Genomic DNA, 22,520 nt, shown 5'->3' with positions numbered 1-22,520 from the left:
CAGACAAAGGGCCGACAATCATACACATCTGGCCAGGGACACTCAAACTTATAACACAATTTTTGAAATAATAAAAACTTGATTCCAAATAGGAATACATTGAAGAATAAACAGTTATAGGCTTCAAAAAAGACAATGACGACTCAAACTACTTAGTTATAGGAACAGATGCATTTGGGAAGAATAAAAAATTCTAAGGCTCCATCAGCAGTCGGATATCCGCAATGGGGCGCACCCATGGTTTCAGTTTTTTTAGAGACTCGGGTAGTTTTTCCACAGCTGACAGGGCATCTTTCCGGCTACCGTATTCACCGGTGACAGCAACGTACCAGTCTTTTTCCTGAAAAGTGGTCTTGTAGTAGGCAAAACGTTCAGGATGGTTTTGCCCTGCAATAAACTCTTGGATCGCAGCTTCTGTACGAACACCAAGCAACTGTATGGTAAAAGCTTCATCTTTAGCCAATGCAAACCACTTGCCTGCTGAAGCCACTGCCTTTTTAACTTCTGGCACCTTCGGTTCGGTTTTGACCGGCACCGCGTTCTTTGGTGTTACCGGCTGAGGCTCAGGTGGAACAACTGCCGCTGCGTTTACTTCGGCTTCGGCTTCAGGTCCAGGTTCAGGTTCAGGTTCAGGTTCAGGTTCAGGTTCAGGTTCAACAGCCGGAGTATGAATTTCTGACTTTGGTGCTTCAACAACAGGCTCTGGCGTTTTGGACTGCTGTCGAGCCTCCACTTTGGCAACCGCCTGCTGTAAGCGCTCACTTAGCCCCTCATCATGGACAATACCTTGAGGCACAACCGTTTTAGGTTCGGATTGCCAGCGTTGATAAAGAAACGCCACACCAACCAACACCACCAAAGCACCGATTGCAATAAAATGGGCGACTGGAATGGAACTCTTTTCGGTGACATGAGAGCGTGCTTGCTGACTCATATATTCTGCAGCCACACGTTTGATATGAAGAGGAATGCCTTCTGTGGAGAGGTATATTTTCTCAACTACATCTGGTGAAAAAGGAACGCCACGCTTATGCCCGACAAACTCAAAATGATCTTGTAAAAATGCAAACACTTCCTTATTGGATAAAGCTGTTAGATGGATACTATGAATCATATTTGTGGGTTTGAAATAGGCCCGAAAATCCACTACCCCCTCTGTTGCAAACAGCGTCAACCCAATTGACTGGTCTTCCGGTAACCCCGCAACCAATTGATATAAGCTTTCGAGCGACTCCTCATCCAACTGATCAGCGTCATCGATCAAGATACAGTGGCGAATCCCCATAATCGACTGGGAGAGATGGTGACTGCGAATAGCCCTCAGAGCCTGATCAATATCACCAGTTTCAATTTCAATATCCCAACTTCCAGCAATCTGCTGAAGTATGGTTTCGGTTGTCCAATCAGGACCTGCTGTGAAGGATACTATTCTCACAACTCCCAACTGAAGGAGCTGTTTTTTCAGAACATTAAAAAGAGTTGTTTTCCCATAACCGTCTGGAGCCAAAACGATTAAAGCGAGGTGAGAAAACTGATTGAGGTGAATGAGCTGTTCGAGTACATCATGACGTTTACCCACTGCACAAAATACATCAGTGTCAGCAGCAAACGGATCTTTGCTCAACCCATAGAATTCGAGGTAATCAGGCTCATAAGCGGGGTTCATGATAACCGGCTCCTTAGAATCCTCCCCTTGTTAATAGGAAAGATTAACTAAGCTGCATTAACTTTGTCCAATAAAGCTGTCAATCAAACGGTTCAAAGTAGACATGGGATACTCCGAAGTAACCCTGGCCTGACCAAGCTTATCCAACAACACTAAACGAATATCGGCATTCAGGTTCTTTTTATCAACGGCCATATGGGTCAAAAAGTCATCCCTATTCATCCCATCAGGTGGATAAACAGGCAATTCAAACACCTCCAACAATCGAACCAAACGAGCCTCCAGTTCCTCTCCTAAACTCTCATTCAACCAATTGCTCATTCTGATCGCCATTCTCATACCTACCGCAACGGCTTGCCCATGCAGCCATACGCCATAACCAGCATGTGTTTCTATTGCATGCCCAAATGTATGCCCAAGATTGAGAATCGCCCTCAATCCTTGTTCAGTTTCATCTTCGGCAACGATACCTGCTTTAATCTCACATGATTTTTGAATGGCAAAGGTCAGAGCCCTTGGTTCAAGTGCTTTCAAGGCTCCTGCATTTTGCTCGAGCCAAGTGAAAAAATCCTGATCCCATATCAAACCATATTTGATAACCTCTGCCATCCCTGCTGCAAATTCAGCAGCAGGCAATGTTGATAAGACATCAATATCAATCACCACTGACTTAGGCTGCTTGAAAGCACCAATCATATTTTTACCAAGCACGTGATTAACACCGGTTTTACCACCAACCGAAGAATCCACCTGAGACAACAATGTGGTTGGAATCTGAATGAAGTCAATGCCACGCTGATAACAGGCCGCAGCAAATCCGGTCATATCACCTACCACACCGCCACCAAGAGCAACCAAGCAGGCTTTTCGATTAAATTTAGTCTGCAGTAAACAGGTAAAAATCTGATTTAGAGTATCCAGATTTTTGTATTTTTCACCGTCAGGAAGAATACAGGTTTCCACCTGTAAACCGGTTAGAGAAGAGCGCAACTGCTCCATGTAGATAGGAGCAATGGTTTCGTTGGTGACAACACAAACCTGCTGATAAGCAAGTTTATTACGAACGAATGTTTTGATCGTATCTGCATCATCCAGCAGACCCGACCCAATGACAATAGGATAACCTCGATCACCCAGTTCCACTTCAACACATGCTAAGACTTTACCCATTCCCGACTCGACAACTGTTCAATGATCTCTTTAATCACATTCTTAGGCAATTTGTGGTCGGTGTCTACCACGATATCCGCAGTCTCATCATATAGTGGAGACCGGGCAGTCAACAATTTTCTCAATACTTCTTCACGATTATCGGTTTGCAATAACGGACGGTTTCTGTCTTTTTCAGTTCTTTCTATTTGCTGTCTGACCGATGCCTTCAGATAGATCACCACACCACGGCTGCGTAAATTTCTGCGGTTTTCCTCTTTCAGGATAGCTCCACCACCCGTTGCGAGAATAACAGAGTCCAATTGGGTGAGATCCTCAATGACCGATAGCTCACGCCGACGAAACCCCTCTTCTCCCTCAAGATCAAAAATCCAGGGAATATCAGCACCAGCGCGCTCTGCGATAATTTTATCGGAATCAATGAAGGGAAGATTAAACTCTTCAGAAAGCAAACGCCCGATGGTGCTCTTACCAGCTCCCATCGGGCCAATTAAATAGATATTTGGAATTTTGGACATTAATGGCTCGTAAGCTGATCCTCAACAAGCTTAGGTGTAATAAATATCAAAAGCTCGCTTTTCTCCTGGGAATTCGTCGTACGACGGAACAGCACCCCAATGAATGGTAAATCACCCAACAATGGAGTCTTATATATGCTCTGTACGTCTGAACTTTGGAATATACCACCCAAAACAACTGTCTGACCATTATCCACCAACACTTGCGTGTCCAACTGGTTACGATCTATGGTTACCAACCCACTGACAATATCGCCAACCTGATCCTGAGTCACTGTCAGATCAATAACAAACCGATCATCCGGCGTGATGTGTGGCAACACAGACAAAGACAACTCAGCATTACGAACGGACAGAGTATCACCAGTAACATACGGAATTTCAGTGCCTGACAGAATCTTCGCCTCCCTGCCATCTGCCGTCATAATCTTCGGTTGAGAGATAATTTCCGCTTTACCGTTGGATTCAAGAGCAGATAGCTCAAGATCCAGTAACAAGTCCGCAGTTCTAAATCCAATAGTAAACGAAGAGGCTTCTGAATCCTGTGCCGGTAGATTGACCGCCAGCGCATTAGGATAGGTTAAATAATCATCCTCTGTTCCTGCCAGATAATTGTTGATCTCAGTATTTGACTCGATTGAACCAGAACCAATAAAACCACTGCTATCACCGGAATTGATAGTATCTCCGCCACCGCCCCAACGAACACCCAACTATTTACCAACGGTTGAGTTGGCTACTACTATACGGGCCTCAATCAACACCTGCCGAACAGGGACGTCAAACACAGCAATTGCCTGACGGATTTTTTCCAGATTACTTGCAGTGTCACGCACCATGATCTTGTTGGTACGCTCATCAACAGCTATCGTGCCCCGAGCGGATAATAAGGTAGAACTGGCCACAGAGGCGCCAGTATCCGCTCCCGTAGCCTGACCAACAGCTGCATCAGCGGCTACTTCGGCCTTAGACTGTTTCTGGATAATATCGACAATATCTGTGGCTTTGGCATAGTTGATCTGGATAAACTCTGTTGACAGAGGTGCCAGCTTCTCAATTTGAGCCTGAGCTTCAAGCTCCAGTTTTTCTCTCGCTGCAATTTCTTCAGCAGGTGCGACCAACAAAACATTACCGATCTCACGTTTATCAAGTCCTTTGGTTTTCAGCACTAAATCAAGCGCTTGATCCCAAGGAACATTCTTAAGCCGCAAGGTGATATTTCCCTGAATTGTATCGCTGGCTACAAGATTCAACTCCGTAAAATCTGCAATCAACTGTAGAACTGAACGGACTGCAATATCTTGGAAATTAAGAGACAGGCGCTCCCCGTTGTATGGGAATTTTTCTTTTAAACGCTTCTCCTGCTCTTCTTGAGTCACCTCTTTGACATCAATCGTCAACACCTTATTGGTTTGATAAGCCAGGTATTCATAATTGCTACCGGGTTCAATTACGAAAACAGCATCTTTTCCTTCGTTATAAGCATTGATATAGCGAACCGCTGTTGCAAAATCGACAACATCCAGGCGACGCTGTAGAGTCTCCGGTAACGTAAAGCCAGGCACACGCACAACAATGTTGCCACTTTCTTCGTGAATATCCGCATTGGCTGTAGAGTCAGAGAAAGCAATGATCACTTGACCATCCGCTTCTTCTCCGCGTCTGAAATCAACTTGCTGAACACTTTTGGAAGCAGAAGCCGCTGGCTTGCTGGCCTGAGAAGCAGTTCCCTGAGTATTGGCACCAGCAATATCAATGACTTCATTCTCTTCATCACCAAGCAATGAAATTTCCTGATTATCACCCAACATCTCTATCGGGGAATCTGAAACAAGCTGTGCAACTTCAGCTGCACTGCCACTTTGTTCGCCAATTAAAATAACCAGCTGATTACCGGTTTTCGCCAACGTATAAGGAACAAGCTTGGTCAAATTCAGCACTACGCGAGTTCTATCGCCAGCGTTAAGAACCGTGGCACTACGAGTATTACCAGAACTGACCTGATAATACTTTTGCAGAGAAGAAGCCACATCCGGCAAGTCAATGGATATTCTCGCCGGCTGTTCTACCGAGTATGACTTCGGGCTTTGAAAGCTTCCATCAAAGGTCAACCTAACTTCCGTCCTATCACCAGCCAATGATGAGAATTCAATATTCGTTACATTGACAGCCAATGCACCAGTTGCTGGCACCAACAGTAATAACACTTTGATTAATCTGTTTAAAACTCGCATTTTTTTATCCCAAATCGCTTAATTGCTGCCAATTCTATTAAGGCTCAAAACCATTCAACATGATTGTTCTGGGGCGCTCCAGCCAGCCACCCTGACCATCTGGCACAATCTCCATCATATCTATCTGTGTCGCGGCAATATTCAGCACTTTACCGTTGTTTTTGCCCATGTAATTGCCAACATGCACTCTATGAATATCGTTTTCCGGATCTCTTATTAACGCCCAGAGATCACCATCACTCATGGCAATAGTACCCACCATAACCAATGACTCGATACGGAAATCCTCCAGGATTTCACGCGGCCGATCGAGATCTGGTTTCACATCACTGCGTGGACGCTCCTGAACCTGTGCCTCTATTTCAATCGGAATCTCAAAAGGAGCTCGCAAGCCGGCTGCACTATAGGTGAAAAACTCGTAGGGCTGAAATTCAGGCGGAGGAGGTATTCTGCCTTTGGCATTACGTTCCACTTCCTGAACAAACTGACGCAGATCAGCATAGTTATCATTGGCGCTACAACCCAATAGCCCCACACATACCAAAACCAGTAGAAGTATTCTCATTTGTCTTCTCCTGGATTATATCGATAAGTCTTTGCCTCAATTTTCATAATCAAAGGTGATGTGCGGGAGCCATCATTCTCCTTCGTCTTCCTGTCTTTACTGCTGGTAATCGTAAAATCATGAAGGGTCACGATACGCGGCAGCGCTGATATACCACTGATGAATGTACCCATCTCGTGATATTCGCCGCGCACCGCAATTGCAATCGGGGTTTCAATATAAAACTCTTTTGGTACATCACCACTCAATTCGAGGGAGTCGAACTCCAGACCACTCTGGACGCCAGTAAAAGTAATATCATCCAACAGGCCGGATATTTCAGTCTCGTTCGGCAACTGCTCTAATAGCGCGCCAAATGTTTCCCGCATTTCAGCCAACTGAGTTTTGAACGCCTCCAGATTGGAGACCTTAAATGCGTTTTTGGAAAACTGATCTTTAAGGGATACTTCTTGCCCTTCTTCTCTGGCAAGACTTTGATACTGCTCTTTTACGATGAACCAATAGCCGGCAAAACCAATGATGGCCACGAGTAATATACAAGCCACCAGTTTGATACCGGCAGGCCATGAGCCCATATTCTCAAAATCAGGATTGTTATAATCGAAACTCTTGAAACCTTCAAAGAATCCTTGCTTGGCCATCACTGACCCTCCGTTTCAGTCGCTTTGCGGGGGGAGGATTGCTGCACAACAATATTGAAACTGTTGCCGGTCTGCTCGCCGGACGCATCTTTGACAGCTTTTATGTCTTTCAGGAATGCATTATCAAACCATTGCGAAGCATCCAGATTCCTGAGCAGATCCGATATACTACTGGGCTTGTCAGCAACTCCATTCAAAGAAATGATGGCACCTTTTTTACTGACTTCCTCGTAATACACACCATCAGGTAGCGTCCGAACAAGTTCATCAAACACTCTGACAATAACCGGACGATCACCCTGCAAGGCCTGAATCACATTCATCCTCTCAACAAGTTTGGTTCTTTCTTCCTGCAGAGTTTTGATCTCGTCGATCTTTTTCTTCTGAATATTAATCTGCTCAGTTAAAAAGTTATTACGGTTTTTTTGTACTGAGATCAGCTCATCAACATACTTGTTCCAACTGTACACTGCCGCGACAGCAGCAACACAAACAAATAACAATACCAGGACAAACTGCTGCTGCCGCTCTTTGCGTAACTCGGCGCGCCAAGGTCTTAGGTTAATATTGGCCATGATCAGAAGCTCCTCATCGCTAAACCACAGCAAATCATTAATGCTGGAGCATCATTGGTCAGATTAGCGGCATTTACTCTGTTCGCCAGCGTCATGTTAGCAAATGGATTGGCAACAATCGTTGCAGTACCGATTTTGTCCTGAATTAACTGAGCCAATCCGGGAATAGAGGCGGTACCTCCGGCCAATACGATATAGTCCACGTCATTGTATTGACTGGCAGCAAAGAAAAACTGCAGAGACCGGGTCACCTGTTGAACCACTGCCTCTTTAAAAGGCTCAAGAACCTCAGTTGCATAGTCATCAGATAAACCACCCTGTTTTTTGGCCAGTCCAGCTTCCTGAACAGTCAGTCCATAGCGGCGCATGATTTCCTCAGTCAATTGTTTACCACCGAAGAGTTGCTCGCGGGTATATATCGTCTTGCCATTATTCAATACGCTTAGCGTGGTCATTGAGTGACCAACATCTACAACGGCGACCGTCATGTCCTCATCGACGGATTCAAACTGCGGCACCAGCAGCTGAAATGAGCGCTCCAAAGCAAATGCCTCAACATCTACAATAGCGCTTTCCAGTCCACCGATTTCCAGAGAATCTTCCCGAAACTCGACATTTTCCCGTCGGCAGGCTGCCAACAATACCTCTACCATGCTATCTGTATTCGGTGATGATCCGATTACTTCAAAGTCTATGGCAACTTCGTCAAGTGGGTATGGAATATATTGATCTGCCTCAACATTAATCTGTGTTTCCATCTCATCATCCGTAAGACCAGCATTCATTTCGATGGTTTTAGTGATGACAGCGGAACCAGCTACTGCAACGGCAGCCTTCTTGCGACGGGTTTTCGTTTTAGCCACAAGTTTGGCGATCGCCTGGCCGACACCTTCAACATCATTAATGTTCTTCTCAACAACAGCGTTTTCAGGTAATGGCTCGACAGAATAGTTTTCTACCCGATAACCATCGTTATTACGACTCAACTCCAACAACTTCACAGAAGTGGAACTGATGTCCAGACCCAAAACGATGTTGTCCTTTTTCTTGAAGAGACTCACGACACTTATTTTCCTATCTGAAACCGATACTTACGAACGATTCATTGGTAATTACTTTAGGTATTAGATACCAGAGCTGTCAAATCCGCAATGTGTTCTCATACACAAATCTATCTATAATATGCCGCTTTTCCGACCGAAAAACCGCTAACCCATTCATTTATTAGGAAAAATATGAAATTTCTGGCCGGCTCGTTTCGTATTATTATTTGGGGCTTTATTGCCTTAATTTGTGCAATCGTTCTCATTTGCTCTGCTATCTACCTTTACCTGGGTCCTAGCCTACCTTCAGTTGAATCACTCAAGACCGTTCAACTACAGACTCCTCTGCGTATTTATTCGGCAGATAACAAACTCATCGAAGAGTTTGGCGAGCTGCGGCGAACACCTCTCACGTATGAGGAAATACCTCCGAGATTTGTTCAGGCTCTTATATCCGTCGAAGATCGATCCTTCGAAACTCATGTCGGCGTAGATGCCAAAGGTTTCATCCGGGCGGTGCTGGAATTTGTTTCTTCTGGCGAAAAAGGTGGCGGCGGCAGTACCCTGACCCAGCAGGTTGCCAAAAACTTTTTCTTCAGTAACAAAAAACAATTCACACGCAAGTTCCGGGAGATCCTGTTAGCGCTGCAAATGGAGCGCATACTGACCAAACGTGAAATCTTTGAACTCTATGCCAACAAGATGTTCTTTGGTCACCGGGCTTACGGTATACAAGCCGCAGCCCAGGTTTATTACGACAAGGACATCAATGATTTAACCTTAGCAGAAATTGCCATGATTGCAGGTTTACCTCAGCGACCTTCACGAGCAAATCCTCTTAGCTACCCAGATGCAGCACTTAAACGGCGCAATAAAGTACTTTCTGACATGCTGGAACTCGGCTATATCACGGAGCCATCTTATCAGCGCGCTATCAAGGCACCATTAACTGCCGGCAACCAACAGAACACAGAAAAACGTGATTTTACTGCTCCATGGGTTGCAGAAATGGTTCGCGAGGAAATGCTTAAACGTTATGGTGATGACAGTTATAGTGCAGGCTTCCGAGTCTATACAACCATAAACTCAAAACTGCAGAATGCTGCCAACGTGGCTGTACAAAGAGGTCTGCTTGATTATGATCGCCGCCATGGTTTCCGTGGAGCCTATCGCAAGGTTCCTGTAGACGCATCATTGTCTCAGACCGAACAATGGGAAAAATGGGAAGGTATTCTCTCTGATGAACCCGATTTTGGCGGACTTAGCCCGGCAATTGTTACCCAAGTTGAAGATAGCCAGCTGACTGTCTTGCTGGCGGACGAAAATACCGTCACTCTCCCTCTAACGAAGCTAAAATGGGCACAACGATATCTCAACCACAGCCTCAAAGGAGCCGCTGTCAGCAAGGCTTCCGATGTTGCGGACATAGGTGACATGGTCTGGCTTGAGAGACGCGACAATCAATGGCTACTCGCACAAATTCCGGCAGTGCAGGGAGCTTTTGTCGCCACAAACCCAAACAATGGTGCCATTCAAGCCCTGGTCGGTGGTTTTGATTTCAGACAAAACAAGTACAACCGGGTCATACAGGCTGAACGGCAGCCTGGTTCAAACATAAAGCCTTTTCTATATTCGGCAGCTCTGGCAAAAGGTTTCACACCCGCAACCATTATGAATGACTCTCCAATCACCATTGTAGACCCGGTATTGGAAACCACCTGGAGACCCAAAAACTCAGGTTATGTATTTGATGGTCCAATTCGCCTCAGAGAAGCTCTGTATCGATCAAAAAATGTGGTTAGTATCCGGATACTCCAAAATATCGGAATTAATTATGCCATTAACTACATTAGCAAATTTGGATTCGATCCAAGTAAATTGCCAAACAACCTGACCCTGGCACTGGGGAGCGCATCGATCACTCCGATGAAAATCATGGAGGGATACAGCGTCATAGCCAACGGCGGCTATAAAGTCACACCATACGTCATCCAGAGAATAGAAGACGTTTCTGGTAATATTTTATTTGAGAACCACCCTGCGACCGTTTGCCGAAGCTGCAGCCAATCTGCTGCAGCTGAGCCGCCACCAGTATCCGTGGAACCTCTAAATCCTGATGGAACTCTGGTCAACAAATCAGTATCACAACCCAGGGACAACCCGGTAGCACCGCGAATCATTGATGAAAACACCATGTACATTATGAACTCCATTCTTCGTGATGTGATCAAAAAGGGCACTGGCAGAAGGGCATTGTCGCTGGGTAGATCTGATATAGCCGGGAAAACGGGTACCACCAACGACGGTGTCGACGCTTGGTTCTCCGGATTCAATCCGGACATAGTAGCTACTGCCTGGGTCGGCTTTGACCAACCTCAATCTTTGGGTGGCATTGAATGGGGTGGTCTGACAGCTCTGCCAATATGGCTGGATTTCATGCAGGTAGCACTGGAAGGGAAACCGGAAAAAATCCTGCCACAGCCATCTGGCATCGTCACCGTCAGAATTGATCCGAAATCCGGATTACTGGCCCGACCCGGCCAAAAAGACGCCATTTTTGAGATTTTTCCAAAAGATCGAGTGCCCACAGAGCAGGCATCTGAAAAAGTAAATATAACGGTGGAAAGAGAGCCTACCGAAGAAGAGCTGCAGCAGGCGATTGAGGGACAAGGCAGCCCTCAATCGGATCAATCACAAATTACTGCGCCTGAGCTGCTGTTTTAAACACTAACCTCTGCGGCGATGTGCTTATCAATCATTGACCGCAGAGCACTTGCCGGCTGGGCACCGACGGTAACATCAACCGGCTGCCCATCCCGAAACATCATCAGAGTCGGAATACCTCTCACACCAAAGCGGTTCAATATTTCCGGCTCATTATCAGCATTGACTTTAACGATGTTGATTTGACCTTCGTAGTCTTCTTTCAGAGCATCAAGCACTGGTGCGACCATTTTACATGGCCCACACCAGTCCGCATAAAAATCGACCAGAGTCAGCCCTTGGCTTTGCTCCACAATGCTTGGGAATGTACCTGTTTCCAAAATTTCGACCTTAGCCATTGATTATTCTCCTCATGTCTTGAATGAATGAGGGCTATTTTATATGTTATCTTTTGAACAACCAGTCACCTTAAACACAACCTTTCGTTCGAAATATGAAACATGAACCTTGATCACGTCAAACGCTTTGTCTATGTAGTGAATGCCGGCTCACTCACATCCGCAGCCCGGAAACTGGGAGTTCCAAAATCGTCGCTGTCCCGGCAAATGAATTTACTGGAACAGGAACTCAGTACCAAATTAATGATTCGTGGCAGTAGACAGCTGGAGTTAACGGAAGCCGGGGAGCTCTTGTTCAATCAGGCTCAGGACTTGATCCTGGGATTGGACGAGGTCGAAGACAATATTGCCCATCTGATTACCCAGCCATCCGGCACATTACGAGTACAGACCCCTTCAGAGTTTATGTCCGACGAGATCGCCCAACTGGCTGTCGAGTTTGCACAAAACTATCCCAAAATTCAGTTGTGTCTGAACCAGTACCCTGGAGCCGTTCCAAGCCCGGGAGACATGGATATTACGATCGTCAATCACGATTTTCAGTTGGCTTTCAATGACTTGATTGCCCGACCTCTAATGAGCATCCCGCAAAGCCTTTATTGCAGCCCGCACTGTGCTCAAGGTACTCCCAACATAGAGTTTGACGCTTTGTCACAAAAACAATTGATCACCCAGCCTGGGGAACAGTACTGGTATTTCAGGGAGCAAAATAACCGGCTTAGTATCCCAGTCAATGGACGCTTGATATTGAATAGTCCGGAAATGCGAATTATTGCGGCTATAAGAGGAATGGGTATCGCCAAACTTCCCGATTATCTGGTTCAGCATGCAGTGAAACATGGATCACTCATTAAAGTCAGGACGTCGCTGCCGGTTTGGGCTGAAACCGTTACTCTGCTGTATAAGCATCGCCAGCCGCCACGTAAGATTCAGGTATTCATCGAGTTTGTGCAGAACTTTATTGGTCGTATGCAATCGCGGCTATAGAAAAGGCCATCCATGGCCTTCCGAATTACATATCAGCAGGAACTTTGATCCGAAACAGGATCAGGTAAAATGCCGGAACAGCCAACAGTGTTAAGATCGTGGCGAATCCCAGGCCAAACGCAATAACAACCGACATGCCCTGAAAGAATGGATCAAACAACAAAGGAATCAAACCAAGAATAGTGGTTGCTGCTGCCATCATCACAGGACGAACACGACTGACGGCCGAATCAAACACGGCATGATAGGGTTCGACCCCATCAGCCAATTCATGATTAATTTGCTCGATAAGTACAATGCCATTTTTTACTACCATACCCGACAAACTTAAAAATCCCAGTAAACTCATAAAGCCGAATGGAACATTTAATGACAACATGCCAACGACAATACCTACTATCGTCAATGGTACACATAACCAGACAATCACGGACTCCCGTACCGAGTTGAACAATAATACTGTGATAATGAACATGAACAGATATCCCAACGGCACACTGGCCATTACATTCTTCTGAGCATCTCCGGAACTTTCATATTCCCCTCCCCATTCCAGTGAATATCCATCAGGGAGATCAATAGCTTCAATCACTGGCCGGATTTCTTTAAACACCTGATCCGCAGTTTTGTCCGTATATAGACTCAAATCTGCCTGAACAGTCAGCGTCCGACGTTTGTTCTCACGTACAATTCGGGCATCTTCCCAAATCAACTGATAGTCCGTCACCAGTTCAGAGAAGGATACATATTTTTCGGTATATGGTGCATAAACCTGTATATCATTGATCTGCTCAATGCTGCCTCGTTCCTGCTCCGGCACGGTGATAATAATTGGCAACAGATCAGTTCCATCACGATAAACACCTACGGTACGGCCCTCAAGATTGGTCAGCAGAGCCTCATCCAGTTTTTCCTTGGTAATGCCCAGGTCAGCTGCTTTTGATTCATCAAATATGGGCTGATAAACCTTGGCTTTTTGCTTCCAGGTATCGCGAATACCAACCAGCTCATCGAAATTACGGAATTTTGCTTTATATTTCTCAGCGATATCACGCAACACATCTGAATCCTGACCCACAATTTTCGCTTCAATTTTTGCACCTTTTGATGGCCCCAATGCCAACCGTCTCAAAACAAACGATACTTCCGGCTGAGATGCTTTGAGATAACTGTCGATTTTCTCCAATAACGGCTCTATCTGTTCAACCGTTTTTGTTCTAACCACCATCTGAACATTGCTGGGACTCATTTCCATAGCCGTATAAGTCAGCATAAATCTCAAAAATCCCTGATTAGCTGTCGTAGCTATGTAGGCAACTGAATCATCCTGTTTGAGATAACTTTCGAGGGCCATCGCCTGCTTTTCACTGACATTAATGGAGGTTCCCTGAGGATAACGGAGCTCTACATAAAACAGTGGAGTTGCTGAGTCAGGAAAGAACGACTGCTTAATAGAAGTCACATTGAAAACAGCCAGAGCCAGCATCACGACAAGACCCAAAGAAGTCAGCCATTTGTGATGCATGGCATGCTTAAGAACCAACCTATATGCAGAAAACAACACGCCCTTGTAAGGATCTTCACGCGGGGCACCGTTACCTGTATCCAGCTCTTCCTTCATGAACAGATCACAAAAAAATGGTGTCAACGTAATTGCCGTTACCCAACTCAAAAACAGTGAAATCAGCAATACATAAAACAGCGAACCAACAAACTCACCCACGCTATCCGGAGAAAGACCGATTGGTGCAAAAGCCACAATAGCAATTACCGTTGCACCAAGCAGAGGCCAGAAGTTCTGTTTAACGACTTTCCCCGCAGACTCAAGCTTCGATTTACCCAGCTTAAGTTCCACCAGAATACCGTCTGATACGACAATAGCATTATCCACCAGCATCCCCAGGGCAATAATCAATCCACCAAGCGAAACCCTTTGCAAACTGATGCCAAAATACATCATAAAAATGAATGTGCCGAGAATGGTCAATAATAGAATAAGACCAATCAGGACACCGGATCGTATTCCTACAAACAGCAATAATACTACGATCACAATGCCTACAGCTTCTGCCAGATTGACCAAAAAGCCTTTAACAGAATTGGAAACTTCCTTGGGTTGCTCATAAATCGGATCAATTGATATTCCAGCCGGCAGCTCTACAGACAACTGTTTCAACCGTGCTTGAATCGCTTCTCCTACATCCACCACATTGGAACCGGACACAAATGAAACACCTATATTGATAGCCGAATGTCCGTTATAGGTAATTATCTGATTGGAGGGGTCTTTGACAACGCGGCGAATCGTAGCAATATCTTTTAGCTTGACTGAATTCCCATTACTCCCCACCAGAGTCAACTCTCCCAGAGAGGCAATGCTAGACAGCTCTCCGGTAGGACGTATCCGAATTCTCTCAGTACCGCTATTGGCATATCCGGCGTTAGAAACCACGTTATACTGAGCCAGCAAACTGGCAATAGTATCTGTTGACAACCCTAGTGCACTTAACTCGGAATAAGATAGCTCAATTGCAACCTGATCAATCTGCTCGCCCGCAATATCAACCTTGGCAACACCATCAACAATAGAAAGCTCCCGATTCAGATAATCGGCGACATCACTGAGCTCCCGCACTGTAAAGCCGTCGCCATAAAGCGCGTACGACGCTCCATAAACATCAGCAAAATCGTCAACTATGGTCGGAGTCTCAGCATCACTAGGAAGAGATGATGCTAAATCACGGATTTTTTTCCTAACCTCGTCAAAGGCTTGGTTAACCTCTTTAGAACGCAAAGAATCCTGAAACTCAACTTCAAGAACCGACATACCGGGCTGACTAAAGGAAGTAATCTTATCAATATACGGAAGCTGTTGAATTTCTGTTTCCAACTGGAAGGTAACCTCCTCTTCCACCTGCTCAGCCGAGGCACCAGGATACTGAGTAATCACATTCATTTGTTTAATCGTGAACTCAGGATCTTCAAGCTGCCCTAGAGATAGAAAGGAAATACTCCCACCCACGATCAAAACCAGCGTAATCATCCAACTGGTGACTTTATGTCTGATAAAATATTCACCGATATTCACTATTTATCTCCCATCGAAGTCCAGGGAGTAATCACCTGCCCCTCATAAAGCAGATAAGTGCCGGCCGCAACAATTTGATCGCCTTTGCTTAGACCCTCGGTAATAACGATGTTGCTACCTATTACCTCATCACCCTGAACTGCCCTGGAAGAGATAGTGTGGGTGCTTGCATCATATAACCAGACATATTTGTTTTCAGAACCAGGACGATAAAAAACAGACTCCACCGGCGCCAGCACACCTGCTTTTTCACTATCAAGCAGTTCACCGATATCCACCAAAACCTTGGCAGTCATTCCTGGAAGAATAATACCGTTGATCTCCGCCGGCTTTGGTAGTGACAGAACAACACTGTAACTACGGGTTCCAGAATCAGGAATAGCTGTCATTTCTTTAAAGGTTGAAGAAAATGTCCGGCCAGGCAGCTGATCGAATATAACGCCAGGATGATAGCTTTTGGCTTTAACATGGTCGGACAAGCGCGCCAACAAACTAGCGGGGGCATCGAAAGAGACATTCAAGGGCTCTACCTGAATCAAAGTCAGAACAGGGGTTGCCGCGCCAACGTATTCCTCCTGATCCTGATAAGTATCAGCCACCATACCGTCAAAAGGTGCTTTAATTACTGTATATGTCAGTTGGTTAGTTGCGTCGTCCAAAGCAGCCTTGGCCTCTTCGAGAGAGGCTCTGGCCTCGTCGAGCTGCGATGCTGTTGTAACCGCCTTTAGGGCACTTTCACGTATGCGTTCATACTGAGCACTTGCCAGCGAATAACTGGCGTTGGCACTATCCACCTGAACACGGTAATCTGTATCGTCAAGCTTTGCCAATACCTGACCTTTTTTTACCATTTCACCCTTTTTAATGCTCAGAACTTTTATTTGACCAGGTACTTTAAATGACAAATTGGCACTGTTTTCAGAAACGATATCCGCCGGAAAAGTTCTGATACCTGCTATGCCATTTTGTTCAACACGGTACAACTTGACCTTGCGAATCTGATTTGAGGCGGTTACCTCTTCTTCAGCCATGGCGAAAGAACAAAAGGAACACAATAATGCCGCAAAAAACAGCAACTTAAACTGATGCATAACTGCTCCAGGAAGATAATGTGGGAAGGAATGAAAAGAAGGCTAGAACCCTTGCCACAGCTGGTCAAGTGGCATTTTTATTAACGAGACGAATATCTTTAATATGTATCAAGAAACTATTGATAAACGAGTCATTCGCACCAGATTAAAGTTGTTTGATGCATTACAACAACTTCTGGAGCACAAACCCCTGCATGCCATAAGTGTTATTGAGGTAACGAAAATTGCCAAAATTGGCAGAGCTTCTTTTTATCGACACTTTAACAATCTGGAAGATATTTTGAAATGGCGGCTCGAATATGAAGACAAAGCCATGTCCTATGAATTTCTAGCGGCTCAAAACCAGCCATTTGCTGACTTAACCCTGTTTTTCCTCAGATCATGGATGCAAAGGAGCTCATTGCTGGCCTGCCTGATCAAGGCCAACCGAATGGATATACTGGAAGAGTTATTGTGCAAAGACCAAAAGGCTCTGGAGTTTGTTTTTGAGGGCCGAATTACCGATCCCAGAATACCTTACCGCCCCCAGGCATCATCTCACTCCATTCTCGCAGACAACAGAGCAACGGGGTACATTACCGTTATGTTAAGCGGACTTTTATCTTCCATCCTCGTTAAATGGGTGACTGAAGGCAAAAAAGAAACGCCGGAAGAACTATCACATATTGCCACCACAACCATTAGCACACTAGCTAAGAGGCTAAACAACCAGGCATAAAAAAAGCAACCGAAGCTGCTTTTTTTACCTGTTAGAATTTGTCTATCAGGCCATTTTATTCTCAACCCAGGAAACCAGGTCTTTTACTGCATCAACAGAAACATCAAAGGCTTTACGTTCTTCTTCGTTCAGCTCAACCTCAATGACTTTCTCAATACCACCGGCCCCCATAACAACCGGGACACCACAGTACAGGCCACCTTCAACACCATACTCACCATTCAACTGAGCAGCTGCAGTTAACACACTTTTCTTATCAAGCAAGTATGCTTCGGCCATATGAATAGCAGAAAGACCAGGAGAATAGAAGGCAGAACCGGTTTTCAGCAGAGCAACAATCTCACCACCGGCTTTGGCAGTACGTGCAGCCAGCTCATCAAACTTCTCTTTGCTCATTAATTGAGACAAAGGAATACCGGCCACGGATGCTGCACCATAAACAGAGACCATCGTATCACCATGACCACCCAGAACCAGCGCACGTACATCTTCAGCAGATACGCCCAATTCATCGGCAATGAAGCAGGCCAGACGGGAGCTATCCAGCACCCCAGCCATACCAACCACACGATTGGCTGGGAAGCCGGTCACTTTCTGCATGGCATAGACCATGGCATCCAATGGGTTGGTGACCACAATGACCAGAGCTTCAGGAGCATGCTCTTTAATAGCCAGACCTACTTTTTCGATAATACCGAAATTAACATCCAGCAAGTCATCGCGACTCATGCCTGGCTTACGAGGCAATCCAGCAGTTACGATAACAACATCAGAACCCGCGAGATCAGCATAATCGTTAGAACCACTCAGATTGGTAGCAGTTGGAATGACAGAACGCCCTTCCTGGATATCCAATGCTTTACCCTGTGGCATCCCTTCAGCAATATCCAACATCATGACATCGCCCAGCTGCTTTTGAGCCAGTACAAGAGCCATTGTTCCACCGATCTGACCGGCACCTACAAGTGATATTTTTTTTCTGGCCATTTCTCAATTTCCTTCTAATTAATTGTGAGTTGAGAAGAAATTACGAGGATCAATTGTAAACTGTAGAGCGTCCGCCTCAATGCTCCGTTAGTCAATAAACGTTATGGTCGCGAAAATATTTCCCATCAGGCGCATTCAGCAGACCATATAAAGTAAAAAGGCGTCATAGTTGACGCCTTTTCTGAATCTGAATTCTTATTTGCTGACTTTGCGATTGCCAAAACGCTGTTTGAAACGGTCAATACGACCACCGGTATCCAGAACTTTCTGCTTGCCGGTGTAGAAGGGATGGCACTGAGAACATACGTCCAGGTTCAGCACTTCAGTTTTTTTGGTAGTGTTGATGCTCATTTCATTGCCGCAGGAACAAACGGCTTTAACATTGTGATATTCGGGATGGATGCCCTGTCTCATGATATTGATCTCTTATCAGGTGAGGACGACTGCTTGTGAATATGTGGTTAGCAGGTCCGGCTGTTTTATGTGCCGCCACTTCGTAACCAGCGAAGTACCGCACTCGTTTATACCGGGTTGCCAACAGGGCTCAGGCTCTATAGCCTTGCCCAACCAGTTTACAGCCCGATTTTGGGAGGGCGAATCATACCAGAGTCCATAACAGATACAACTGAAAAACACTCCTCACAGGCCTGCTTTGTCGAAGTAGCCCTGGCATTACCCATGCGCCAGACCTTTACCTATTGCCTTCCCAGTGGCAATGAGTCCAAAGCCCAGCTCGTTGGCTGTCGAGTCAGAGTACCATTTGGTTCGCGGACCCAAACCGGACTGATTACCCAGATAACCACCACCCCTTCGCAACAAGCGCTGGATAAAATCAAACCCGTCAGCGAAGTGCTGGACCAAAGCTCCCTGCTCGACCCGGCAGTTCATTCATTATGCCTGTGGGCTGCCCAGTATTATCAACACAGTCTGGGCGAGGCGTTGATGCTGGCGCTGCCCACTGCCTTGCGCAAAGGTCAACCCGCGCGCAGAAGTATGCAGAAGTATTGGCTATGCACCCATAAAGGCAGAACCGTATCGCCCTCGCAATTACAGAAAAAATCCCCCAAACAGGCAGAACTACTGGCGCTGTTACAAGAACTCGGTGCGCTGTCCACGGCCGAACTGAAAGCATCCTCTTTCAGCCCAACCATCCTTAAAGGCCTGGCATCCAAGCAGCTCGTAGAACTTAGCGAACAGTTTCCGGAGCTAACAGCAACCACCGCCAAGACAGTTCCCGGTCATGTACTCAACGAACAGCAACAACAGGCTGTTGATACCATTCATCAAAGCCTTGGCAGGTTTGCCGCTCTGGTACTGGAAGGAGTAACAGGTTCCGGAAAAACAGAAGTATATATTGCAGCCATCCAACAGGCTTTGGATCGGGGACAACAGGCCCTGCTGCTGGTACCTGAAATCGGCCTGACCCCTCAGACCGTGGAACGCGTTCGCCGCAGTGTAAACCAACCGGTTGCCATACTGCATAGTGGGCTCAGCGACAAAGAAAGGCTGGATACCTGGCTGGATGCCCAATCCGGCAGAGCCAGAGTCGTTATTGGCACCCGCTCAGCCGTATTTACCTCTATGCCCGAACTGGGGCTGATCATTGTGGATGAAGAACACGACGGCTCATTCAAACAACAAGACGGTTTTCGCTACCACGCCCGGGATCTGGCCGTCAAAAGAGCCCAACTACAAGATCTTCCTGTCATACTCGGCAGTGCCACTCCATCACTGGAAACCCTCAACAATCTGGATAAAAAGCGCTATCAGCATCTCTCACTGTCTGTCCGTGCCGGTAACGCGGTGCGGCCGGATATTCAACTGATTGATTTGCGCAAAGAAAATGTCGATGGTGGCATCAGTGAATCTCTCTTGCTAAGAATGCGCCAGCATCTGACAAGCGGCCACCAGGTTCTGCTATTTCTGAACCGCCGGGGCTACGCTCCCACGCTTATGTGTGAACAGTGTGGCTGGATTGCCAATTGTGACCACTGCGATGCCCACATGACCCTGCATCGCCAGCCTGCGCGGCTGTTATGTCATCACTGTAATCACCAGCAGCCGATTCCTCATATCTGTCCATCCTGCCAGAGCCGGCAATTACAACCTCTCGGACTCGGTACCGCCCGAACCGAAGAACGGCTAAGCCAACTGTTTATGGATACACCCGTGGTACGGATAGATCGCGACAGTACCAGCCAGAAAAACAGCTTCGAGACCAAGCTTGAGCAAATACACAGCAGTGACGCCATGATTCTGATCGGTACTCAGATGCTGGCCAAAGGACATCATCTGCCTAAAGTGACTCTGGTGGCGGTGCTGGACGCGGATGCCGGACTCTTTGCCAGCGATTTTCGGGCAGCAGAAAAAATGGCTCAGATGCTGACGCAGGTTGCCGGCCGCGCCGGGCGGGCCGAACTGCCCGGTCAGGTACTGATACAGACCTGGCATCCACAACATCCTTTGTTCGAAAGCTTGTTACTGGGGGGCTATGGCTATTACGCTCGAGAGCATTTATTACCACAAAGGCAACTGGCTGGCCTGCCACCATTTCAACCGATGGCAATGATCCGGGCTGACAGCCGAAAAGAAGAGCATGCACAGGTATTTTTAGCCAAAGTCAGTCAATATCTGGAAAACTTTTTACACATTACCGGCCCTTTGCCGGCACCACTAAGCCGTCGTGCCGGGATGTTTCGATTCTGGCTAACAGTGCAGCATCCCAGCCGGCGTCAGTTGCAACATTATCTGAACTGTCTTGCCGAAGTAATTGAACAACAACGCTGGGCATCCGGCATAAGCTGGGGTATTGATGTTGATCCTCATGATTTGAGTTGATCCCTGCCATCCAGTAACGATAATAAGCGCCCCCGGAGTGCATCTGTGACAACACGTTAAAAGCTCGATTAATGCTCAAAACGTCGTTCGTCCAGCCACTCACATTCAAGACTGGAGAAAAACATTTGACCAGGGATTCAGCCACCCGCTCCAAACGCAAGAAAGAGGAACCCGTCATGCAAAGCCGCATACCCGGTTGGGTATGGTTACTGACCCTGGTACTGGCAGGCGCATTTACTGCGTTTCTGTTCGGCTTAACTCAGGTCCAGGGATCAGATCAGATCGATTCCAGCAATACGCCATCCATCAAACAGGTCTTACAGAAAAAACCGGACGCTGAAAATAATGTAAAAGGCCCCAGCGAAGAAGAACTGCTGGAACAGGCCAACAAAGCATTGGAGTTTTACAGAATTCTTTCGGAGCCGGAAAAAGTCAAAGTCACGCCACCCGAACCAAGCAAACACCAGCAGACCGGCACACCTCCCAAAAATCAGGCCTGGATACTGCAAGCCGCCTCATTTCGCAGTGTCGCTGACGCCAACGAGCTCCGGGCCGATCTGGTACTCCGAGGACTGACCGATACCTACATCGAAGAAATTGACGTTGCAGACAAAGGCACCTTCTATCGGGTCATGGTCGGCCCGATTCAGGATCGATCAAAAATGAATAAAGCCAAGGATATTTTAACTGAAGCCAGACTCTCACCACTGGAGCGCAGAGTCACCCCAAAACAATAGCAGAGCTTTTTTTCCGGGTTTTTGTCCCCACTTAGGGAAAAATCCAAACAATCGGGAAAAAGAATGACCACTATAGTTTCAGTTCGTCGTGATAACGATGTCGTACTTGGAGGGGACGGACAGGTTTCTCTTGGCAACACCGTCATGAAAGGCAACGCGCGTAAAGTCCGCCGCTTATACAACAATGAAGTCATAGCGGGTTTTGCAGGTTCAACCGCCGATGCTTTTACATTATTCGAGAAATTTGAAGGTTATCTGAACAAACATTCCGGCCAACTGACGCGAGCTGCCGTGGAACTGGCCAAAGAGTGGCGCAGTGACCGCGCATTACGCCGTCTTGAGGCCATGCTGGTTGTCGCCAATAAAGAAGCATCACTGATTATCTCCGGCAACGGCGATGTGGTAGAACCGGAACATGGCATCATCGCCATTGGTTCTGGTGGCAACTATGCACTTGCCGCTGCCCGTGCTCTGTATGAAAACACCGAAATGAATGCTCGTGAAATCACCCAGAAGGCCCTTGATATAGCTGCCGACATTTGCGTGTTCACCAATCACAACCAAGTGATTGAAGAGCTTTAACCCCACTGAATTCAAGCT

Annotated in this window: 20 protein-coding genes; 6 read left to right on the top strand and 14 right to left on the bottom strand. The window is 46.5% G+C overall.

What is annotated here, in order from left to right; genetic code table 11:
* Nucleotides 1–193: 193 nt before the first annotated feature.
* The 9 genes from YC6258_RS04605 to YC6258_RS04570 are packed head-to-tail and all read right to left on the bottom strand — an operon-like array spanning nt 194 to nt 8,430.
* The gene (locus YC6258_RS04605) at nt 194–1,666 is read right to left on the bottom strand and encodes an SPOR domain-containing protein (RefSeq protein WP_044616001.1); all 1,473 of its coding nucleotides are present in this window, start codon (nt 1,664–1,666) and stop codon (nt 194–196) included.
* Between the two features lie 57 nt (nt 1,667–1,723).
* Nucleotides 1,724–2,836 carry a 3-dehydroquinate synthase gene (aroB, locus tag YC6258_RS04600; protein ID WP_044616000.1) on the bottom strand — a complete coding sequence of 371 codons (1,113 nt, stop codon included), beginning with the start codon at nt 2,834–2,836 and terminating at the stop codon, nt 1,724–1,726.
* Nucleotides 2,821–3,354 (bottom strand): shikimate kinase AroK, encoded by a 534-nt coding sequence (aroK, locus tag YC6258_RS04595; RefSeq protein WP_044615999.1) that lies wholly within the window; start codon nt 3,352–3,354, stop codon nt 2,821–2,823. Before aroK ends, aroB begins: the two co-directional genes overlap by 16 nt.
* A complete protein-coding gene (locus YC6258_RS30845) occupies nt 3,354–4,067 on the bottom strand; it encodes a type IV pilus secretin PilQ (RefSeq protein ID WP_052830057.1) in 714 nt (237 codons plus the stop codon). The genes aroK and YC6258_RS30845 overlap by 1 nt, the downstream gene beginning before the upstream one ends.
* Nucleotides 4,068–5,588 carry a type IV pilus secretin PilQ gene (locus YC6258_RS04590; RefSeq protein ID WP_052830056.1) on the bottom strand — a complete coding sequence of 507 codons (1,521 nt, stop codon included), beginning with the start codon at nt 5,586–5,588 and terminating at the stop codon, nt 4,068–4,070.
* A gap of 37 nt (nt 5,589–5,625) precedes the next feature.
* A complete protein-coding gene (locus YC6258_RS04585; protein ID WP_044615998.1) occupies nt 5,626–6,153 on the bottom strand; it encodes a pilus assembly protein PilP in 528 nt (175 codons plus the stop codon).
* Nucleotides 6,150–6,794 carry a type IV pilus inner membrane component PilO gene (locus YC6258_RS04580; protein WP_044615997.1) on the bottom strand — a complete coding sequence of 215 codons (645 nt, stop codon included), beginning with the start codon at nt 6,792–6,794 and terminating at the stop codon, nt 6,150–6,152. The genes YC6258_RS04585 and YC6258_RS04580 overlap by 4 nt, the downstream gene beginning before the upstream one ends.
* Entirely contained in the window at nt 6,794–7,369 is a 576-nt protein-coding gene (locus YC6258_RS04575; protein ID WP_044615996.1) for a PilN domain-containing protein, read from the bottom strand. Before YC6258_RS04575 ends, YC6258_RS04580 begins: the two co-directional genes overlap by 1 nt.
* Nucleotides 7,370–7,371: 2 nt before the next feature.
* Complete coding sequence (locus YC6258_RS04570; RefSeq protein WP_211264624.1) at nt 7,372–8,430, bottom strand: pilus assembly protein PilM; 1,059 nt, start codon at nt 8,428–8,430, stop codon at nt 7,372–7,374.
* Between the two features lie 174 nt (nt 8,431–8,604).
* Here YC6258_RS04570 and YC6258_RS04565 point away from each other — a divergent pair, with 174 nt between their 5' ends.
* The gene (locus YC6258_RS04565; RefSeq protein WP_052830055.1) at nt 8,605–11,136 is read left to right on the top strand and encodes a penicillin-binding protein 1A; all 2,532 of its coding nucleotides are present in this window, start codon (nt 8,605–8,607) and stop codon (nt 11,134–11,136) included.
* On the opposite strand, the gene trxA is transcribed toward YC6258_RS04565, so the two are convergent.
* A complete protein-coding gene (gene trxA, locus YC6258_RS04560) occupies nt 11,133–11,474 on the bottom strand; it encodes a thioredoxin (RefSeq protein WP_044615994.1) in 342 nt (113 codons plus the stop codon). The genes YC6258_RS04565 and trxA overlap by 4 nt on opposite strands.
* Before the next feature lie 102 nt (nt 11,475–11,576).
* Between trxA and YC6258_RS27010 the strand changes: the two genes are divergently transcribed.
* Entirely contained in the window at nt 11,577–12,461 is an 885-nt protein-coding gene (locus YC6258_RS27010) for a LysR family transcriptional regulator (RefSeq protein ID WP_052830054.1), read from the top strand.
* Nucleotides 12,462–12,486: 25 nt separating this feature from the next.
* On the opposite strand, the gene YC6258_RS04550 is transcribed toward YC6258_RS27010, so the two are convergent.
* Nucleotides 12,487–15,549 (bottom strand): efflux RND transporter permease subunit, encoded by a 3,063-nt coding sequence (locus YC6258_RS04550; RefSeq protein ID WP_082070559.1) that lies wholly within the window; start codon nt 15,547–15,549, stop codon nt 12,487–12,489.
* The gene (locus YC6258_RS04545; protein WP_044615993.1) at nt 15,549–16,640 is read right to left on the bottom strand and encodes an efflux RND transporter periplasmic adaptor subunit; all 1,092 of its coding nucleotides are present in this window, start codon (nt 16,638–16,640) and stop codon (nt 15,549–15,551) included. Before YC6258_RS04545 ends, YC6258_RS04550 begins: the two co-directional genes overlap by 1 nt.
* 103 nt (nt 16,641–16,743) lie before the next feature.
* Between YC6258_RS04545 and YC6258_RS04540 the strand changes: the two genes are divergently transcribed.
* Nucleotides 16,744–17,358 (top strand): TetR/AcrR family transcriptional regulator, encoded by a 615-nt coding sequence (locus tag YC6258_RS04540; RefSeq protein ID WP_044615992.1) that lies wholly within the window; start codon nt 16,744–16,746, stop codon nt 17,356–17,358.
* A gap of 45 nt (nt 17,359–17,403) precedes the next feature.
* On the opposite strand, the gene mdh is transcribed toward YC6258_RS04540, so the two are convergent.
* Complete coding sequence (mdh, locus tag YC6258_RS04535) at nt 17,404–18,345, bottom strand: malate dehydrogenase (RefSeq protein ID WP_044615991.1); 942 nt, start codon at nt 18,343–18,345, stop codon at nt 17,404–17,406.
* Nucleotides 18,346–18,540: 195 nt separating this feature from the next.
* On the bottom strand, nt 18,541–18,759 hold the full coding sequence (gene rpmE / locus YC6258_RS04530) for a 50S ribosomal protein L31 (protein WP_044615990.1): 219 nt from the start codon (nt 18,757–18,759) through the stop codon (nt 18,541–18,543).
* 69 nt (nt 18,760–18,828) lie between these two features.
* On the opposite strand from rpmE, the gene YC6258_RS04525 reads away from it, so the two are divergent.
* From YC6258_RS04525 to hslV, 3 genes are all read left to right on the top strand, one after another.
* Nucleotides 18,829–21,183 carry a primosomal protein N' gene (locus YC6258_RS04525; protein ID WP_144407560.1) on the top strand — a complete coding sequence of 785 codons (2,355 nt, stop codon included), beginning with the start codon at nt 18,829–18,831 and terminating at the stop codon, nt 21,181–21,183.
* A gap of 125 nt (nt 21,184–21,308) precedes the next feature.
* Nucleotides 21,309–21,920, top strand: a complete 612-nt coding sequence (locus YC6258_RS04520; protein WP_169748931.1) for an SPOR domain-containing protein — start codon at nt 21,309–21,311, stop codon at nt 21,918–21,920.
* Between the two features lie 63 nt (nt 21,921–21,983).
* Nucleotides 21,984–22,502 (top strand): ATP-dependent protease subunit HslV, encoded by a 519-nt coding sequence (gene hslV, locus YC6258_RS04515; protein WP_044615987.1) that lies wholly within the window; start codon nt 21,984–21,986, stop codon nt 22,500–22,502.
* Nucleotides 22,503–22,520: the final 18 nt, after the last annotated feature.

This window comes from Gynuella sunshinyii YC6258, from assembly GCF_000940805.1.
Taxonomy (GTDB): Bacteria; Pseudomonadota; Gammaproteobacteria; order Pseudomonadales; family Natronospirillaceae; genus Gynuella; species Gynuella sunshinyii.
The sequence above is the reverse complement of the archived record's forward strand: the minus strand, read 5'-3'. Positions and strand labels throughout refer to the sequence as shown.

What these genes read in the sequence shown, in the direction of transcription:
- YC6258_RS04605 (WP_044616001.1), bottom strand. Translation starts at nt 1,666, where the DNA reads ATGAACCCCGCTTATGAGCCTGATTACCTCGAATTCTATGGGTTGAGC.
- aroB (WP_044616000.1), bottom strand. Translation starts at nt 2,836, where the DNA reads ATGGGTAAAGTCTTAGCATGTGTTGAAGTGGAACTGGGTGATCGAGGT.
- aroK (WP_044615999.1), bottom strand. Translation starts at nt 3,354, where the DNA reads ATGTCCAAAATTCCAAATATCTATTTAATTGGCCCGATGGGAGCTGGT.
- YC6258_RS04590 (WP_052830056.1), bottom strand. Translation starts at nt 5,588, where the DNA reads ATGCGAGTTTTAAACAGATTAATCAAAGTGTTATTACTGTTGGTGCCA.
- YC6258_RS04585 (WP_044615998.1), bottom strand. Translation starts at nt 6,153, where the DNA reads ATGAGAATACTTCTACTGGTTTTGGTATGTGTGGGGCTATTGGGTTGT.
- YC6258_RS04580 (WP_044615997.1), bottom strand. Translation starts at nt 6,794, where the DNA reads ATGGCCAAGCAAGGATTCTTTGAAGGTTTCAAGAGTTTCGATTATAAC.
- YC6258_RS04575 (WP_044615996.1), bottom strand. Translation starts at nt 7,369, where the DNA reads ATGGCCAATATTAACCTAAGACCTTGGCGCGCCGAGTTACGCAAAGAG.
- YC6258_RS04565 (WP_052830055.1), top strand. Translation starts at nt 8,605, where the DNA reads ATGAAATTTCTGGCCGGCTCGTTTCGTATTATTATTTGGGGCTTTATT.
- trxA (WP_044615994.1), bottom strand. Translation starts at nt 11,474, where the DNA reads ATGGCTAAGGTCGAAATTTTGGAAACAGGTACATTCCCAAGCATTGTG.
- YC6258_RS27010 (WP_052830054.1), top strand. Translation starts at nt 11,577, where the DNA reads ATGAACCTTGATCACGTCAAACGCTTTGTCTATGTAGTGAATGCCGGC.
- YC6258_RS04545 (WP_044615993.1), bottom strand. Translation starts at nt 16,640, where the DNA reads ATGCATCAGTTTAAGTTGCTGTTTTTTGCGGCATTATTGTGTTCCTTT.
- YC6258_RS04540 (WP_044615992.1), top strand. Translation starts at nt 16,744, where the DNA reads ATGTATCAAGAAACTATTGATAAACGAGTCATTCGCACCAGATTAAAG.
- mdh (WP_044615991.1), bottom strand. Translation starts at nt 18,345, where the DNA reads ATGGCCAGAAAAAAAATATCACTTGTAGGTGCCGGTCAGATCGGTGGA.
- rpmE (WP_044615990.1), bottom strand. Translation starts at nt 18,759, where the DNA reads ATGAGACAGGGCATCCATCCCGAATATCACAATGTTAAAGCCGTTTGT.
- hslV (WP_044615987.1), top strand. Translation starts at nt 21,984, where the DNA reads ATGACCACTATAGTTTCAGTTCGTCGTGATAACGATGTCGTACTTGGA.